Annotated in this window: 13 protein-coding genes; 12 read left to right on the forward strand and 1 reads right to left on the reverse strand. The window is 71.3% G+C overall.

The window, feature by feature from the left end:
• Positions 1–3 precede the first annotated feature (3 nt).
• The 10 genes from V7004_RS00650 to V7004_RS00695 all read left to right on the forward strand — a co-directional run bounded on the left by V7004_RS00650 (position 4) and on the right by V7004_RS00695 (position 11,603).
• Positions 4–1,416: an OB-fold domain-containing protein gene (locus V7004_RS00650; protein WP_334141142.1), complete on the forward strand. Its 1,413-nt coding sequence runs from the start codon at positions 4–6 to the stop codon at positions 1,414–1,416.
• Positions 1,417–1,427: 11 nt separating this feature from the next.
• The gene (locus V7004_RS00655; RefSeq protein ID WP_334141143.1) at positions 1,428–2,624 is read left to right on the forward strand and encodes an acetyl-CoA acetyltransferase; all 1,197 of its coding nucleotides are present in this window, start codon (positions 1,428–1,430) and stop codon (positions 2,622–2,624) included.
• Between the two features lie 70 nt (positions 2,625–2,694).
• Positions 2,695–4,467 (forward strand): SLC13 family permease, encoded by a 1,773-nt coding sequence (locus tag V7004_RS00660; protein WP_334141144.1) that lies wholly within the window; start codon positions 2,695–2,697, stop codon positions 4,465–4,467.
• 246 nt (positions 4,468–4,713) lie between these two features.
• A complete protein-coding gene (locus tag V7004_RS00665; protein ID WP_334141145.1) occupies positions 4,714–5,031 on the forward strand; it encodes a hypothetical protein in 318 nt (105 codons plus the stop codon).
• A gap of 38 nt (positions 5,032–5,069) precedes the next feature.
• Positions 5,070–5,723, forward strand: a complete 654-nt coding sequence (gene msrA / locus V7004_RS00670; protein WP_334141147.1) for a peptide-methionine (S)-S-oxide reductase MsrA — start codon at positions 5,070–5,072, stop codon at positions 5,721–5,723.
• A gap of 9 nt (positions 5,724–5,732) precedes the next feature.
• Complete coding sequence (locus V7004_RS00675) at positions 5,733–7,706, forward strand: ABC1 kinase family protein (RefSeq protein WP_334141148.1); 1,974 nt, start codon at positions 5,733–5,735, stop codon at positions 7,704–7,706.
• Between the two features lie 53 nt (positions 7,707–7,759).
• Positions 7,760–8,347, forward strand: a complete 588-nt coding sequence (locus tag V7004_RS00680) for a superoxide dismutase (RefSeq protein ID WP_334141149.1) — start codon at positions 7,760–7,762, stop codon at positions 8,345–8,347.
• A gap of 149 nt (positions 8,348–8,496) precedes the next feature.
• Complete coding sequence (locus V7004_RS00685) at positions 8,497–9,777, forward strand: di-heme oxidoreductase family protein (RefSeq protein ID WP_334141151.1); 1,281 nt, start codon at positions 8,497–8,499, stop codon at positions 9,775–9,777.
• On the forward strand, positions 9,774–10,418 hold the full coding sequence (locus V7004_RS00690; RefSeq protein ID WP_334141153.1) for a hypothetical protein: 645 nt from the start codon (positions 9,774–9,776) through the stop codon (positions 10,416–10,418). Before V7004_RS00685 ends, V7004_RS00690 begins: the two co-directional genes overlap by 4 nt.
• 57 nt (positions 10,419–10,475) lie before the next feature.
• On the forward strand, positions 10,476–11,603 hold the full coding sequence (locus V7004_RS00695; protein ID WP_334141155.1) for a mechanosensitive ion channel family protein: 1,128 nt from the start codon (positions 10,476–10,478) through the stop codon (positions 11,601–11,603).
• Positions 11,604–11,606: 3 nt separating this feature from the next.
• Here the strand turns inward: V7004_RS00695 and valS are convergent, their stop codons facing one another.
• Positions 11,607–14,240: a valine--tRNA ligase gene (gene valS / locus V7004_RS00700; protein ID WP_442967986.1), complete on the reverse strand. Its 2,634-nt coding sequence runs from the start codon at positions 14,238–14,240 to the stop codon at positions 11,607–11,609.
• 7 nt (positions 14,241–14,247) lie between these two features.
• Here valS and cysS point away from each other — a divergent pair, with 7 nt between their 5' ends.
• Both cysS and V7004_RS00710 read left to right on the forward strand, forming a co-directional pair.
• Entirely contained in the window at positions 14,248–15,600 is a 1,353-nt protein-coding gene (gene cysS / locus V7004_RS00705) for a cysteine--tRNA ligase (RefSeq protein WP_334141158.1), read from the forward strand.
• A gap of 24 nt (positions 15,601–15,624) precedes the next feature.
• The coding region (locus V7004_RS00710; RefSeq protein ID WP_334141160.1) for an MFS transporter at positions 15,625–16,711 on the forward strand (1,087 nt) is incomplete at its 3' end.

Consider the following 16,711-nt stretch of genomic DNA (forward strand, 5'->3'; position numbering starts at 1 on the left):
GCCATGCGAGGGATCCTGAGCTACGGCGCCTACGTGCCGTACCGCCGCCTGGACCGGGCGGACATCCGTGCGTTCCTCGGCAGCGGGGGTGGCAAGGGCACCCGTGCGGTCGCCTCCTACGACGAGGACACCACCACCCTGGCCGTCGAAGCCTGCCGGGTGGCGATGCGCGCCGCTCCCGCGGGCATCGGGCCGAGCGCGCTGTGGTTCGCCACCGTGTCGCCCGCCTACCTCGACAAGACCAACGCCACCGCCATCCACGCCGCTCTGCGGCTCGACGCCGACGCCGTGGCCGCCGACTTCGGCGGCGCTCCCCGTTCGGGAGTCGCCGCCTGGCGGGCCGCGCTGAGCGGGACGGGGACGGTGCTGGTGGCCACAGCGGACATCCGTACGGGGCTGCCCGGCAGCGCGGACGAGGCAGGCGGGGGCGATGCGGGGAGCGCGCTGCTCATCGGTGATGGAGACGAGGGCACACCGGTCCTCGCCGAGTACCTCGGCGCGGCCAGCGCCACCAGCGAGTTCATCGACCGCTGGCGCACCCCGGGAGAGAACCGCTCCAGGCAGTGGGAGGAGCGCTTCGGCGAGCTGCAGTACTTCCCGCTGGCCGAGCAGGCGTGGAAGGCCGTGCTCGCGGAGGCAGACCTTGCTCCTTCGGACCTCGATCTGGTCGCGGTCACCGGGCTGCACACCAGGGCGGTACGGGCTGCGGTGCGCAAGCTCGGTGTGGGAGACGAGGTGGTGCTCGACGACCTCGGCGCTTCGGTCGGCAACAGCGGCACCGCCCACCCTGGCCTGCTGCTCGCCGCCGCGCTCGATCGAGCCGAGCCCGGCCAGGTGATCGCGGTGTTGTCGCTCGCCGACGGTGCCGACGCGTTCGTGTTCCGAGCCACCGAGGCGCTCCCCGCGCACCGGCCGGCTCGCACGGTGGCGGGGCAGGTCGCCAACGGTGCCGGCCTGCCGTACGCCAAGTTCCTCGCCTGGCGAGGGATGCTGACCCTGGATCCCCCCCGGCGTCCGGAGCCCGCACGGGTGTCGGCCTCGGCGGCGGCCCGCTCGGAGGCGTGGAAGTACGCCTTCGTCGGCTCCCGGGATCGATCGAGCGGCGCGGTGCACCTCCCGCCGGCCCGGGTGTCGATGGTCGGTGACGCGATCGACGACATGGACCCCATCCCCATGGCTGACACCGAGGGCACCATCGTCACCTTCACCGTCGACCGCCTGGCCTACTCACCGAGCCCACCGGTGATCTTCGCCGTGGTCGACTTCGACGGCGGTGGACGACTCCCCATCGAGCTCACCGACGTCGACGAGGCCGACGTGGCCATCGGCGACCGGGTGGAGATGACGTTTCGCCGGCTCAACTCGGCCGACGGCATCCACAACTACTTCTGGAAGGCACGCCCGGTGCGGAGCTGAGGAGCAGGGCCATGGCATCACACGGCATCAAGGACCAGGTGGCGATCGTCGGCATGGGCTGCACGCCCTTCGCCGAGGCGTTCGGCAAGAGCACCGACGATCTGCTGATCGACGCGGCTCAGGAGGCGTTCGCATCGGCGGGCGTCGGCAAGGACACCGTCGACGCCTACTGGCTCGGCACCGCACAGTCCGGCATGAGCGGCATCACCCTCGCCAAGCCGTTGCAGCTCCACGGCAAACCCGTGACCCGGGTGGAGAACTTCTGCGCCACGGGCTCCGAAGCATTGCGCCAGGCGTCGTACGCGGTGGCCAGCGGCGCGTACGACGTGGCCATGGCCATCGGGGTGGAGAAAGTGAAGGACTCCGGTTACCAGGGGCTCAACGCCTTCCCGATCCCCAATGACGGCACCGCCCGCACACTCACCGCAGCCGCGATGTTCTCGATGGTCGCCCCGGCGTACGCGAAGCGCTTCGGGGTCGACGAGGCCTCCCTGCGCGAGGCACTGGCCCGCATCGCGTCGAAGAACCACTACAACGGGGCGCGCAACCCGCGGGCCCAGTTCCGCCGCGAGGTCAGCTCGGAGCAGGTCTGTGCGGCCCCGCCGGTCGCCGGGGTCCTGGGTGTGTTCGACTGCGCCGGGGTCGCGGACGGGGCCGCGGCGGCGATCGTGGTGCGGGCCGAGGACGCACACCGCTACACCGATCGACCGCTGTACGTGAAGGCCCTGTCGTTCGTGGCCGGCAACGGCAGCGGGCTGCTCGACCCCGACTACGACTACACCACCTTCCCCGAGGTCGTGGCCTGCGCCCGGGACGCGTACGCGCAGGCCGGGGTGACCGATCCCCGCCACCAGCTGGCGATGGCGGAGGTGCACGACTGCTTCACGCCCACCGAGCTGGTGCTGATGGAGGATCTCGGGTTCGCCGAGCGGGGCACCGCGTGGAAGGAAGTGCTCGCCGGCACGTTCGACCTGCACGGCGAGCTGCCGGTGAACCCTGACGGCGGGTTGAAGAGCTTCGGTCACCCGGTCGGTGCGTCGGGCCTGAGGATGATGTTCGAGGCGTGGCTCCAGCTCCGCGGTGAGGCTCCCGCGGAGCGCCAGATCGACACCGTGGCCGAGCGGCATCTGGCGCTCACCCACAACCTCGGCGGCTATCCGGGGGAGATGGTGAGCTTCGTCGGGATCGTCGGCACCGAACGAGGCTGATCCAGCCCACCTCCTGGTCGCCGCGCCCGGTCCGGATTATTCTCCACACTCCCGGTCCAGAAAGGTGGGAATGGGCGCGGACGCGTGGATCACGCTGGCGGTGATCGCCGGGTTGGTGGTGGTGTTCGTCACCGAGCGCGTGCCCCCCGCCGTGGCGATGGGGGCGGCGGTCGTGACCTTGTACCTGCTCGGCGTGGTCGACGCGTCACAGGCCTTCTCCGGCTTCTCGAACATCGCTCCCCTCACCGTGGCCGCGCTCTACGTCCTCGCGGGAGCGGCCGACATCACCGGCGCGCTCTCGGGGCTCACCCGCCGGGCGCTCGGCAGCGGCAGTGGGAGCGAGCGGCACACCCTGGCCCGGTTCCTGTTCCCGGTCATGCTGGCCTCCGGGTTCGTCGCCAACACCCCGCTGGTGGCCATGCTCGCCCCTCGCATCACCACCTGGGCTCGCCGAGCCGGCCGCTCCCCGTCGCGCTTCCTCATCCCCCTCAGCTACGCGGCGATCCTCGGCGGGGTCATCACCGTGCTGGGCACCTCGACCAACCTGGTGGTCAGTGGCCTGCTCCACGACGCCGGGCAGGAGGCGTTGGGGGTCTTCGAGATCACCCGGGTCGGTCTGCCGGTGGCCGTGGTGGGTGTGGTCCTGGTGGTGCTGGTCACCCCGCTGCTGCTCCCCGCCCGCCGCGCCCCCGATGAGGACCTGGCCAGCGTGCGGGAGTTCACCGTCGAGATGCTGGTCGCCCCCGGCAGCCCCCTCGTGGGTCGATCGGTCGCCAGCGCCAACCTGCGGAACCTCCAGGGCGTCTACCTGGTCGAGATCCTGCGCGGCGAGCGGTCGGTCGCACCGGTCTCCCCGGACGAGCTGCTCGGCCCCGGCGATCGGCTGGTGTTCGCCGGCGCGGTCGACCGGGTGATCGACCTGCAGGGCGTCGCCGGGCTGGTGATGGCCGAGGAGCACCACTTCACCGTCGACGGCAGCATCGGCCACCAGTTCTACGAGGTCGTCGTCGCCGAGGGCAGCTCACTCAACGGCTCGACGTTGAAAGCGGCCGAGTTCCGCTCCACCTTCGGGGCGGCGGTCATCGCGGTGCACCGCGCCGGGCAACGGTTGGGGGGCAAGCTCGGCGATCTCCCGCTGCGGGCGGGGGACGTGCTGCTGCTCGTGGCTCCCGAGGGGTTCCGCAACATGGCCCGCGAGTCCTCGGCCTTCTCGGTGGTGGCGCCCTACGACGGTGCGGCGCCGTTGCGGCGCCGCAGCGCCCGCCTGGTGGAGCTCGCCACCCTGGCCCTGGTGGTGCTGGCCGGCTCCGGCCTGGTGGACCTCACGAAAGCGGCGATGGGCGTGGTGCTGGCGCTGCTCGTGACCCGGGTGATCACCCCCGCGGAGGCCCGGCGTTCGATCAACCTGGACATCATCGCCATGATCGCGTTCAGCTTCGGACTGGGCGCCGCCGCGGCGCAGAGCGGTCTGGCGAAGACCGTCGCCGAGGGCCTCGTCTCGGCCACCTCGGCTTGGGGGGACGTGGGGATCCTCCTCGGGGTGGCGGTCGGCACGTTGCTGGCCACCGAGCTGCTCTCGAACAACGCGGCCGCGGCGTTGATGTTCCCGGTGGCAGTGGCGGTGGCATCCGACACCGGTCTGGCCCTACGGCCGCTCGCCATCGTGATCCTGCTCATGGCGTCCTGCTCGTTCATCAGCCCGATCGGCTACCAGACCAACACCATGGTCTTCGGCATGGGCGGCTACCGGTTCACGGACTTCACGAGGGTGGGCCTTCCCCTGTCCATCGCCGTGCTCGTCCTCTCGGTCCTGCTCGTGCCGGTGATGTTCCCGCTCCGCTGACCGGCTGATCACCGCCAGGGCGAGCGATGTGCCCCGATGGGTCGTAGGCTCGGACCAGATGGGGTAGTGAGGGCCGCAGCGAACGGGGCTTCAGGATCCCGTTCCGGTCATGGGAGGCTTCGCGTGTCGCTCTTGAGACGCCTGCGCCAGGCCCGATGGCCCGCGCTCCCGACGTCATCGGAAGAAGCGTCTCCGACCGTCGGTCGCTCATCGCTGGACCACCTGCCGCCCGAGACCATCGCGGCCATGACCCGGGTCGTCGAGCAGGCGTTCCCCTCGTTCCCCGCCCGGCTGGCCGCGGCGCGCGCCGCGGCCGAGGTGGAGCGCCTGCTCGCGGAGCGGCCCGACCAGGCGCCGCCGCGCCCGCTCGATCCGACCCGTCCCGAGCCGCCGGGGCGGTCCGAACCACCGGTGCCCGACCGCTGCCCCCAGTGCGGCGGGACGACGACCGTGACCCGCATCGACCTCACCGCCGACGCGGGCTGGTTCCAGTGCCGCGACTGCGGCCTGCGCTTCGGTGGCAGCATGGTGGACCACGGCGGGAACGCCACCCACCCCCGCTGACGTTGCACCCGGGTGACGAGTTCCTCGAAGGAGTCCCGATGCTGTTCGGCAGGCACAAGTTGGAGTTGCCGACTCCGGACACGGCCCTGCCCGGCCGTGAGACGGCGATGCCGGTGGTCGACCGGCACGCGGTCAACGGGCACCCGTTGCTCCCCCCGTTCCCCGACGGGCACCAGCAGGCGCTGTTCGGCATGGGCTGCTTCTGGGGTGCCGAGCGGCGGTTCTGGCAGGCCGAGGGCGTGTACACCACCGCGGTCGGCTACGCGGGCGGCATCACCCCCAACCCGACCTACGAGGAGGTGTGCTCGGGGCTCACCGGTCACGCCGAGGTGGTCCTGGTGGTGTTCGACCCGGCCGTGATCGGGTTCGAGTCGCTGCTGCGGATCTTCTGGGAGAGCCACGATCCCACCCAGGGGATGCGCCAGGGCAACGACATCGGCACCCAGTACCGCTCAGCCATCTACTGGTTCGGCGAGCACCAGCGCGAGCTGGCGGAGGCGTCGAAGCAGGCCTACCAGCAGCAACTGGCCCGGGCCGGGTTCGGCCCGATCACCACCGAGATCCGCGAAGCCCCGCCCTTCTACTACGCCGAGGACTACCACCAGCAGTACCTGGCCAAGAACCCGAACGGTTACTGCGGTTTGGGAGGCACGGGCGTGTCGTGCCCGGTGGGCATCGGCAAGCTGGGCTGAGAACGTCGCGTGGCCGGCACCATCGGCACCTTGGCCCTCGTGGCCCTGTGGTTTCCTGCCGCCGTGGCCACGGCCTTCCTGGCCAGCCGCATGCTCGGGGTGCGGCGGTCCTGGGTCGCGGTGCTCGTGTCGGGCGTGGTCGGGTGGAGCGCGGGCTTCGTCGTGTCGCTGGTGATCGCCGGCGAGCTCGACGACCCGCGCCTGGTCCGCAACACGCTGGTGTTGTCGTTCGTCTTCACCATGGCCGCCGCGGTGGGCCTCGACCTGCTCGCCAAGCCGGGCACGCTGGCCCAGGGCGATGCCGCGGGCCTGTTCGTCCTCCCCCGGCCGGGCCGCTACCTGTCGGATCGGATCGACGTGGTGCGCCGCACCCGCCAGATCGTCCAGATCGCGCACCGCAACGGCTTCGGCCCGCAGCTCACCGGCCGTCTCCGCCACCACGAGGACGGTCTGGCTCGTGACCCGGCGCCGGTGCGGGTCCGGCGGACCCTCGAGCAGTGCGGGGGAATGTTCGTGAAGCTCGGTCAGATCGCCTCCACCCGCACCGACCTGCTCCCCCCGGATTTCATCGAGGAGCTGTCGAAGCTCCAGAGCGACGTGGCGCCCGATGACCCGGAGTCGATGCGCCGGCTCATCGAGCGTGAGCTCGGTGCACCGGTGGAAGACGTCTTCGCCGAGTTCGACTGGGAGCCCATCGGCGCGGCGTCCATCGCGCAGGTCTACAAGGCCACCTTGCGTACGGGGGAGCCGGTGGTGGTCAAAGCCCAGCGACCCGGCGTCGCCGACGTCGTGCACCGGGACACGCAGGTGCTGCTGCGCGTCGCCGGGATGATCGAGCGCGACACCCCTCAGGGGGCCGAGTACCGGGTCGGCGACCTGGCGCGGGAGTTCGCGGACGGGGTGGCGGCCGAGCTGGACTTCCGGGGCGAGGCCCAGAATGCGATCGCCATCGGTCGGAACATGGCGGGCCAGCCCGGGGTCAGGGTTCCCGTCGTGTACGAGGAGCTGAGCACCTCACGGCTCCTGGTCCAGGAACGGTTCGAGGGACCCTCGGTGAGCGACCACGCGGCGCTCGCCGGCCGCGATCTGGACCGGCGGGTGCTGGCCCGCACGCTGCTGCGGGCCGCGCTCAAGCAGATGATGACCGACGGGTGGTTCCACGCGGACCTCCATCCGGGCAACGTGCTGGTGCTCGACGACGGATCGCTGGGCCTGATCGATTTCGGGGCCTGCGGGCGCCTCGACCCGCTACAGCAGGCGTCGCTGCGCCAGATGCTGATCGCCACGGCGCTGCGTGACCCGGCCATGCTCCGCCAAGCGGTCGACGACGCCTGCGACGTGGGCTCGAGCACCGGTGAGGAGGCCCTCGAGCGGGCCCTGGCCCGCTTCCTGGCCCGCCACGTGCAGCCGGGCCAAGCGGTTGGCGCGACCGCGGTGGCCGACCTGATGCAGCTGCTCGCGAGCTTCGGGATCGACGTGCCGGTGGAGTTCACGACCTTCGGGCGGGCGCTCGTGGTGCTCGACGGGACGCTCATCACCCTCGATCCGGGGTTCAACTTCTCCCAGGAAGCCCGCGAGGTGGCCAGCGAATGGGTCACCGCCTCGCAGGGCGGTGCTGCGCCCGACCTCGACGCGCTCGCCCGCCAGGAGCTGCTCGCGCAGCTGCCGACCCTGCGGGTGCTGCCCAAGCGTGCCGATCGGGTGCTGCGGCTGGCGGAGAAGGGGGAGCTGCTCACCCGCACCTCGCTGTTCTCCCGCGACGACGACGTGCGCTTCGTCGCCAAGATGGTGAACCGGGTGGTGCTCGCCTTCGCCGGCGGCGTGCTCGGGGTCGTGTCAGCGGTCCTGCTCTCGACGAGCAACGGTCCGGCCTTCGCCGACCAGGTCACGCTGCTGAACTTCTTCGGCTACCTGGGCCTTTTCGGATCGGTCGTGCTGTTGTTGCGAGTGACCGCGGCCATCGTGCGCGAAGGGCTCAACTGACCGGGTAGGTTGACCCTGACATCGACCGAAGCAACCTGAGAGGTGTCGTACCGATGGCCTTCGAACTGCCCCCGTTGCCCTACGCCCAGGATGCGCTGGCGCCGCACATCTCCGCCGAGACGCTCGAGTACCACTACGGCAAGCACCACCAGGCCTACGTGAACAAGCTCAACGAGCTGGTGCAGGGCACCGACGACGCCGACGCGCCGCTCGAGGACGTGATCCGCAAGGCCGACATCGGCACCCCACTGTTCAACAACGCGGCCCAGCACTGGAACCACAGCTTCTACTGGAAGTGCATGGCCCCCGGCGGCGGTGGGCAGCCCTCGGGTGATCTGGCCGAGCGGATCAACTCGGCGTTCGGCTCCTACGACGAGTTCCGCAAGCAGTTCGTCGACGCCGCCACCACCCAGTTCGGCTCCGGGTGGGCGTGGCTGGTCGACGACGGCAGCGGCCTCAAGGTCATGAAGACCCCGAACGCGGACCTGCCGATGAAGCACGACGCGAAGGCGCTGTTGACCATCGACGTGTGGGAGCACGCCTACTACATCGATTACCGCAACGCCCGCCCGACCTACATCGACACCTTCATGGACCATCTCCTGAACTGGGACTTCGTGGCGGAGAACCTCGCGAGCTGAACCGCAACCGGGCACTCGTCGCCTTCGTTATCGGGGCCTCCGCCCTGCTCGCGGCCGCGTGCGCCGCGGGTGGGTCGGGGGCCTCGCCCGCGACCGGGCCGACATCCCCGGTGCGACCGGCAGCCGCGGCCGACGTCCGCCTCGGGGGCATGACCTCGGTCGCCGACCAGAGCGACCGGGCGTTCGGGTTCTCGGCCCGCAACCTCGGCCGTCGCGACTCGCTCACCTTCGCCGGCGGCCGTGACTTCTTCAACCAGCCCTGGCAGATCGCCCCGGGCCTGCCCGGCGACCAGGACGGTCTGGGGCCGACGTTCAACGGAGACTCCTGCGCTGCCTGCCACGCCGGGCACGGGAGAGGCCGGGTCCCGACCGAGGCCATGGACCCGAGCCCCGGCCTGGTGCTGCGGCTGTCCGTGCCCGGCACCGATCCCCACGGCGGGCCACGCCCGGAGCCGGTCTACGGCGTGCAGCTGCAGGACGCCTCCACCGGCTGGGCGCCCCACGAAGGCCGGTTCCGGGTCACCTACGAGCCGGTCGAAGGCCGTTACGGCGACGGCACCCCCTACACGCTCCAGCGGCCCGTCTACACGGTCGGCGACCTGCAGTTCGGCCCGCTCGCTCCGGACACGATGCTCTCGCCGCGGCTGGCGCCTCCGGTGATCGGGCTGGGCCTGCTGGAAGCCATCCCCGCTGCGGAGGTCATCGCCGGTGCCGACCCCGAGGACCGAGACGGTGACGGGATCTCGGGGCGGGCCAACCTGGTGTGGGACCAGACCTCGGGTAGGGCCGTGCTCGGTCGGTTCGGGTGGAAGGCGAGCCAGCCCAGCGTGGCTCAGCAGACCGCCGCGGCGTTGCACGAGGATCTCGGGGTGACCACCCCGATGTTCCCGGTGCCGAACTGCCCGGTGGTGCAGGTCGACTGCGCCCGAGCGCCGCTGGGTGGCACACCGGAGGCGGCCGGCCCGGTGGTGGAGCGGCTCACCTTCTACACCCGCACCTTGGCCGTGCCGCTGCGTCGGCCGGGCGAGGTCCGCGCCGACGCCCGAGGGGCCGAGCTGTTCGCCAGCGCGGGGTGCGGCTCGTGTCACCGGCCGGTGTGGACCACCGGTGATGATCCGGTGAGCGCGCTGCGGGGTCAGACGATCCGGCCGTATACGGACCTGCTCCTGCACGACCTCGGTGACGGGTTGGCCGACGGCCGGCCCGAGTACCTGGCCACCGGTTCGGAATGGCGCACGCCTCCGCTGTGGGGACTCGGCCTGGCGCAACGGGTCACCCCGGGCACCGGCTTCCTGCACGACGGGCGGGCCCGCACCGTGGCGGAAGCCATCCTCTGGCACGGCGGCGAGGCCGAGCAGGCGAGGGAGCGGTTCCGCACGATGGATGCGTCCGATCGTGACGCCCTGCTCGCGTTCCTGGCTTCGCTGTGAACCGCCGGCTGCTTCTGCTGCTCGCCATCCCGCTGGTGGTCGCGGTGGCGGTCGCGCTCGGCACCCTCGCGGGGCGGGACCGCGCTGCGCCCCCGGCCCCGAGCGGTCCGGTGCGAGGGGCCCCCGACACGGTGGTGGTCCCCGCCGAGTCGAGTGTGCACGCGTCCACGCTGGCCCAGCTGGTCGGGGCTTCCGACCGGGTGGTGATCGGGCGGGTGCTCGGCACCGGGCGCGGCCGGCTGATGGCCGGCAGCTCGGGCGGGGGCATCGTCACCCGCCTGGTGCGGCTCCAGGTCGAGGAGGTGCTGGCCGGGGGTGAGACCGGCGAGGAGCTGATCGTCGAGGAGCCGGGCTGGCTCACGGACGGCACCCCGGTCTCGGTGAACGGTATCCCAGGCTCCGAGGTGGGCGATCTCGGCATCTGGTTCCTGGTGCGCAGCACCGATCCCGAGGCCCCGTACTTCGCGGTGATCAACGACCAGGGCCGTTACCTGGTGGACCCCCACGACGAGACCAGGTTCCGTGACGTGCCGGTCGCCGACCCGCTCATCGACGAGCTGGAACGGCAGGATCCCATCATCCTGCGGCACCAGGTGCAGGAAGCGGCGGGCGTCTTCCGCCCCTCTCGAGGGGACCGGTGACGCAGCGACCGGCGCATCGACCATCCCGTCTCGGGGTGCGACGGTAAGGTCGGCTCGATGATGGGTCAAGCCACCACGACCTCGGTGCCGAACCCTGCAGCCGGGCTGGTCGAGGGTGTCACGAACCTCGACGAGGCGTGCGGCAACCACCCGTCGTGGGCGTGCCGGGTGGTGTTCGATCGCACCGGGAACGAGACCCTCGCCGGCGCCGCCGAGTGGTTCGTGGCCAAGCCGCTGGCCATCGCTGGGGTCATCCTCCTCGCGCTCGTCGCCAGCCGGCTGCTGCGCTCGGTGATCAAGCGGGTGATGCTCCGGATGCTCGAGCCCACCTCGTCGTCGCGCCTCGCGAAGCTGCGGGAGCGCACCCCCAACCTGCTGCTGCGGACCACCGAGGAGTGGAGCCTGCGTTCCGCGGCCCGGGTGCAGACGTTGACCGCGGTGGCTCGCAGCCTGGCGTCGCTGATCGTGTGGTTCATCGCCGTCGTGTGGATCCTCGACATCCTCGAGCTCAACTTCGGTCCGTTCATCGCCGGCGCGGGGATCATCGGTGTGGCGCTCGGGTTCGGTGCGCAGAACATCGTGCGTGACTTCCTCTCGGGGTTCTTCCTCATCATCGAGGACCAGTTCGGGGTCGGCGACATCGTCGACCTCGGCGAGGCCAGCGGCACGGTCGAGAAGGTCACCCTGCGATCCACCCGATTGCGGGATGTGCACGGCGTGGTCTGGCACGTGCCCAACGGGCAGATCCAGCGGGTCGCGAACCAGTCCCAGGAGTGGGCGCGCGCCCTGCTCGACGTGGAGGTCGCCTACGACACCGACATCGACCTCGCCGAGCGGGTGATCGCCGAGACGGCGGAGGCGATGGCCGCCGATCCGGCCTGGGCGCTGGAGATCCTCGAGACCCCTGAGGTGTGGGGCATCGAGGCGTTCACCCCCAACGCCATCGTCATCCGGTTGGTGATGAAGACCCGCCCGGCCTCCCAGTGGCGGGTCATGCGGGAGCTGCGCAAGCGGCTGAAGGAAGCCTTCGACCAGCGGGGGATCGTGATCCCGGTGGCGCAGCTCGACCTGCGGGTGCACCGCGACCGCGATGGGCAGACCGTCGACGACACCTCTGGCTCGGAGGAGGGCCCGGTCGGCGGCGAGCGCGCTCGCGCCGAGGCCACCGAACGGGACGAGAGCTGAGCGCTAACCCTCCCCGAGCTCCACGTCGACGGCCGGCTCGCTCGCCTCGACCGTCGCCAGCTCCCCGGTGACGTTGCCGGCGTCACGCACGTCGGCCAGCGCTGGGCGCAGCGCGTCGAGCCGGGCGTGCGTGTCGCGCACCGTGACCCGGGCCACCGGTGCTTTCAGGGAGCGCTTCGCCTCGGTCTTGGCCTTGCGGATCTCACCGAGCACCGCGGCCACCACCTCGAAGACCTGCGGGTCGCCGTCGGCGGCCGCGTCGCGCAAGCTGCTCACCTCCGGCCAGGGCGACCGGTGGATGGAGCCCTCCTGCCACCACGACCAGACCTCCTCGGTGACGTAGGGCAGGAACGGCGCGAACAGCCGCAGCAGCGTCGAGAGGGCGAGCTGCAGGGTGGCCTGCGCGGAGGCGGCGGCCTCGTCGCCCTGGGTGCCGTAGGCCCGGCCCTTGACCAGTTCGAGGTACTCGTCGCAGAAGGTCCAGAAGAACGCCTCGGTGCGTTCGAGGGCCCGGGCATAGTCGTAACCGTCGAAAGCCGCGGTGGCCTCGTCGACCAGCTCGGCGAGCCGGGCCAGCATCGAGCGGTCGACGGCTTCGGTGATCACGGACAGGTCCGCCCGACGCGACCCGAGCCCGAGCGCGAAGCGAGACGCGTTGAGCAACTTGATGGCCAGGCGGCGACCGACCTTCATCTGGCCCTCGTCGAAGGCGGTGTCCGTGCCGGGCCGGCCGCTGGCCGCCCAGTAGCGCAGCGCGTCGGCACCGAACTGCTCGATGTACTGCATCGGGGTGACCACGTTGCCCTTGGATTTGGACATCTTCTTGCGGTCGGGGTCGAGCACCCAGCCCGAGATGGCGGCGTTGCGCCAGGGGAGCGTGTCGTGCTCGAGGTGCGAGCGCACCACCGTCGAGAACAGCCAGGTGCGGATGATCTCGTGGGCCTGCGGTCGCAGGTCCATGGGGAAGGTGCGCTGGAACAGGTCGTCGTCCTCTTCCCACATGGTGGCGATCTGCGGGGTGAGCGACGAGGTGGCCCAGGTGTCCATGACGTCGGGATCGGCGGTGAAGCCACCGGGCTGGTCGCGCTGGGACTCCTCGAAGCCCTCGGGCGTGTCGGAGGTGGGGTCGACGGGCAGCCGGTCCTCCGAGGGGAGGATCGGGTGCGCGTAGTCGGGCTCGCCCCGGTCGTCGAGGGGGTACCACACCGGGAACGGCACCCCGAAGAAGCGCTGGCGGGAGATGAGCCAGTCGCCGGTGAGCCCCTCCACCCAGTTCTCGTAGCGGACCTGCATGTAGGGCGGGTGCCAGTGCAGCTCCTTGCCCCGGTGCAGCAGCGCCTCGCGCAGGTCGAGGTCACGCCCGCCGTTGCGGATGTACCACTGGCGGCTGGTGACGATCTCCAGCGGCCGCTCACCCCGCTCGTAGAACTTCACCGGATGGGTGATCTCGCGGGGCTCGCCGTCGAGGTCACCCGAGTCGCGCAGCAGCTCCACGATGCGCCGCCGGGCCTGGTTCGCGGTCTTGCCCGCCAGTTCCGCGTATGCCGCGCGTCCGGCCTCGGTGGTGATCGCGTCGGGTGGTTCGGCCACCAGGCGCCCGTCGAGGCCCATCACCGAGCGGGTGGGTAGTTGCAGCTCACGCCACCAGGTGACGTCGGTGACGTCACCGAAGGTGCAGATCATGGCGATGCCCGAGCCCTTCTCCGGGTCAGCCAGCTCGTGAGCCTTCACCTCCACCTCGACGTCGAACAGCGGCGTGCGCACGGTGGAGCCGAACAGCGGCTGGTACCGCTGGTCGTCGGGGTGGGCCACCAGCGCCACGCAGGCGGGGATCAGCTCGGGCCGGGTGGTCTCGATGTACACCGGTTCGGTGCGCGTCCCGCTGGGGTCGGTGCGCCAGAACGCGACGCGGTGGTAGGCGCCGGGACGCTCGCGGTCTTCGAGCTCGGCCTGAGCCACCGCCGTGCGGTAGTCGACGTCCCACAGCACCGGGGCTTCCGCCTGGTAGGCCTCACCCCTGGCCAGGTTGCGCAGGAAGGCTCGCTGGGCCACCCGCTGGCAGTGGTCGTCGATGGTGGCGTAGGTCATGGTCCAGTCGACCGACAACCCGAGCGCCCGCCACAGCGCCTCGAAGGCCTTCTCGTCCTCGGCGGTGAGGCCGTGGCACAGCTCGACGAAGTTGCGCCGGCTGAGGTGGCGCGGCGGGTCGAACGGCTCGCTCGGAGCCGCGAAGTCGGGGTCGTAGGGCAGCGACGGGTCGCAGAGCACCCCGTAGTAGTTCTGCACCCGGCGCTCGGTGGGCAGGCCGTTGTCGTCCCAGCCCATCGGGTAGAAGACCTCGCGGCCGCGCATGCGCTGGTAGCGGGCCACCGTGTCGGTGTGGGTGTAGGAGAACACGTGGCCGACGTGCAGGGAGCCCGACACGGTGGGGGGCGGGGTGTCGATCGAGTAGATCTCGTCCCGGGTCTTGGTGCGGTCGAAGCGGTAGGTACCCTGGCGCTCCCAGACCGCGTCCCACTTGGGCTCGAGGCCTTCGAGGCTCGGCTTCTCCGGCACCGACCACTCGGTGCGGGGGGTCGGAGGGTTGCTGCTCACGTCGCCAAGGTAGCCGGCGCGTCCGCGGCCTCGTTCTAGCATGCGGGCCGTGCTGCGCCTGTTCGACACCGCCGAGGGCCGCGTCGTCCCCCTCGAGTTGCGCGACGACGGGGTGGTGTCGATGTACGTGTGCGGACCGACGGTCTACGGGCCGCCGCACCTGGGCCACGGCCGGTTCTCGCTGGTGTTCGACGTGCTCCGCCGCTACCTGGAGTGGTCGGGGCTGGAGGTGCGGTACGTGTCGAACATCACCGACATCGACGACAAGATCATCCAGCGGGCCAACGAGGAGGGCCGCTCGGCGCAGGAGGTGGCCGAGCAGTACGAGCAGGTCTGGTACCAGGCCATGGACGCCATCGGGGTCAAGCGCCCGACGGCGGATCCCCACGCCACCGGCTACGTCGAGCGGATGGTGGAGCTGATCGCCGAGCTCATGGACCGGGGTGTCGCCTACGAGACCTCCGACGGGGTGTACTTCGACCCCAGCGGGGTGCCGGACTACGGCCTGTTGGCCCGCCAGTCGATCGATTCGCTGCGGGTCGGGGCGCGGGTGGAGGCGAACGAGGAGAAGCGCTCGCCGATCGACTTCGCGCTGTGGAAGAAGGCCAAGCCGGGCGAGCCGGCGTGGCCGTCGCCGTGGGGCCCGGGCCGGCCGGGCTGGCACACGGAGTGCGTGGTGATGTCGCTCGACCTGCTCGGCGAGGGCTTCGACCTGCACGGTGGTGGCCAGGACCTGGCCTTCCCTCACCACGAGAACGAGCGGGCGCAGGCGGTGGCGGCCGGGCGTACCTTCGCCCACCACTGGATGCACAACGGGTTCGTGGAGGTGGGCGGCGAGAAGATGTCCAAGTCGCTCGGGAACTTCACCAACCTGCTCGACCTCGTCGAATCCACCGATCCCCGCTCGTACCGGCTGCTGGTGCTGCAGTCCCACTACCGCTCACCGGTGGAGGTCAACAAGGCCACCATCGACGCGGCCACCAGCGCGCTCGAGCGTCTCGACGCCTTCGCCCGCCGCACCGCGGACCTGCCACCGGCCGCGCCGGATGTCGAGGCGCTCGACGCGTTTCGCCGGCACATGGACGACGACCTCGACACGCCGGCCGCCATGGACGTGTTGTTCTCGCTGGTGCGACGGGGCAACCAGGCCCTCGACGTCGGCGACGTCCACGCCGCGGCCGCCGCGGCCGCCGCGGTGCGCGAGATCTGCCGGGCCGTGGGTCTCGAACTGCACGAGACCGCCGGCGAGGTGCCACCCGAGGTGCTGGAGCTGGCCCGCCAGCGAGACGACGCCCGGGCCCGGAAGGACTGGGCCAGCGCCGACGCGCTGCGCGACCAGATCCAGGCCCGGGGCTTCGTGGTGGAGGACACGCCCGCGGGCACCCAGGTTCGCCCGGTCTGAAGGGCCGGCCGTAGCCTGACGGTCGTGGAGCGGTCGTCGACGAGGCCTCGGGGAGCGCTGCCCGCCGGCTACGGGATCATCTGGACCACCGTCGCCATCGACCTCGTCGGTTTCGGCATCGTGGTGCCGATCCTGCCGCAGTACGCGGAGCGCTTCGGCGTGTCGGGCACCGTGATCGGGCTGCTGTTCGCGTCGTTCTCGCTGGCCCAGCTGGTGTTCGCCCCGGTGTGGGGAAAGGTCTCGGATCGGGTGGGACGCAAACCGGTCATCCTGGTGTCGCTGTTCGGCACCGCGATCGGCAGCCTGCTCACCGGCGCCGCGTGGTCGATCGGGGTGCTGTTCCTCGGCCGCATCATCGACGGTGCGTCGGGGGCCAGCGTGTCGGTGGCGCAGGCCGCGGTGTCCGACGTGGCACCGGCCCGAGACCGGGCCCGGCTGATGGGCCTGCTGGGCGCGGCGTTCGGAGTGGGGTTCGTGGCCGGGCCGGCCATCGGCGCGCTGGCCGGCCTCGGTGGCGCGCACATCCCGTTCTTCGTCGCCGCGGTCATCTCGTTCGTGAACGGCCTGGTGGCCATCAAGCGTCTGCCCGAGACCAGACCTCGCCACGGTGGGGAGCCCGCTGAGCGGGACGCGGAGGCCATCGCCGCCGCCCCGGCCCTGGACGGGCCGGGCCTCGCCGAGCCGGCCCACCTCGCCACCCCGAAGGTGCTGGACGTGCCCGCCATCGTGCGGTTGATCGTGGTGGCGTTCGTGGGGATGGTCGCCTTCAGCGGGTTCGAGGCAACGTTCTCGCTGCTGGCCGAGCGGCGGTTCGACCTGCACATCTCCTCCACCGCCGCGGTGTTCACCGTCATCGGTCTGGGACTGGTGGTGGTGCAGGCGGGCCTGGTCGGCCCGGTGACCCGCCGTCTCGGCGAGGCGGGGACCCTCCGGTGGGGGCTGGTGGCCAACACCGCCGGTCTGGCATTGCTGTCGGTCGACGCGGGCTGGGCGGGCCTGGTGCCTGCGCTGGCGCTGCTGGTCGCCGGCCAGGGGTTGATCACCCCCACCCTCGCCTCGGCGGTGTCGTCCCTGGCGGGGGAGCAGCGGGGCGAGTGGTTGGGCTGGCAGC

It is taken from the genome of Rhabdothermincola sp. (genome assembly GCF_036846205.1).
Taxonomy (GTDB): domain Bacteria; phylum Actinomycetota; class Acidimicrobiia; order Acidimicrobiales; family Acidimicrobilacustridaceae; genus Rhabdothermincola.

Coding starts and splice junctions, on each gene's coding strand:
- V7004_RS00650 (WP_334141142.1), top strand. CDS start 4: ATGCGAGGGATCCTGAGCTACGGCGCCTACGTGCCGTACCGCCGCCTG.
- V7004_RS00655 (WP_334141143.1), top strand. CDS start 1,428: ATGGCATCACACGGCATCAAGGACCAGGTGGCGATCGTCGGCATGGGC.
- V7004_RS00660 (WP_334141144.1), top strand. CDS start 2,695: ATGGGCGCGGACGCGTGGATCACGCTGGCGGTGATCGCCGGGTTGGTG.
- V7004_RS00665 (WP_334141145.1), top strand. CDS start 4,714: ATGACCCGGGTCGTCGAGCAGGCGTTCCCCTCGTTCCCCGCCCGGCTG.
- msrA (WP_334141147.1), top strand. CDS start 5,070: ATGCTGTTCGGCAGGCACAAGTTGGAGTTGCCGACTCCGGACACGGCC.
- V7004_RS00680 (WP_334141149.1), top strand. CDS start 7,760: ATGGCCTTCGAACTGCCCCCGTTGCCCTACGCCCAGGATGCGCTGGCG.
- V7004_RS00685 (WP_334141151.1), top strand. CDS start 8,497: ATGACCTCGGTCGCCGACCAGAGCGACCGGGCGTTCGGGTTCTCGGCC.
- V7004_RS00695 (WP_334141155.1), top strand. CDS start 10,476: ATGATGGGTCAAGCCACCACGACCTCGGTGCCGAACCCTGCAGCCGGG.
- valS (WP_442967986.1), bottom strand. CDS start 14,240: ATGCTAGAACGAGGCCGCGGACGCGCCGGCTACCTTGGCGACGTGAGC.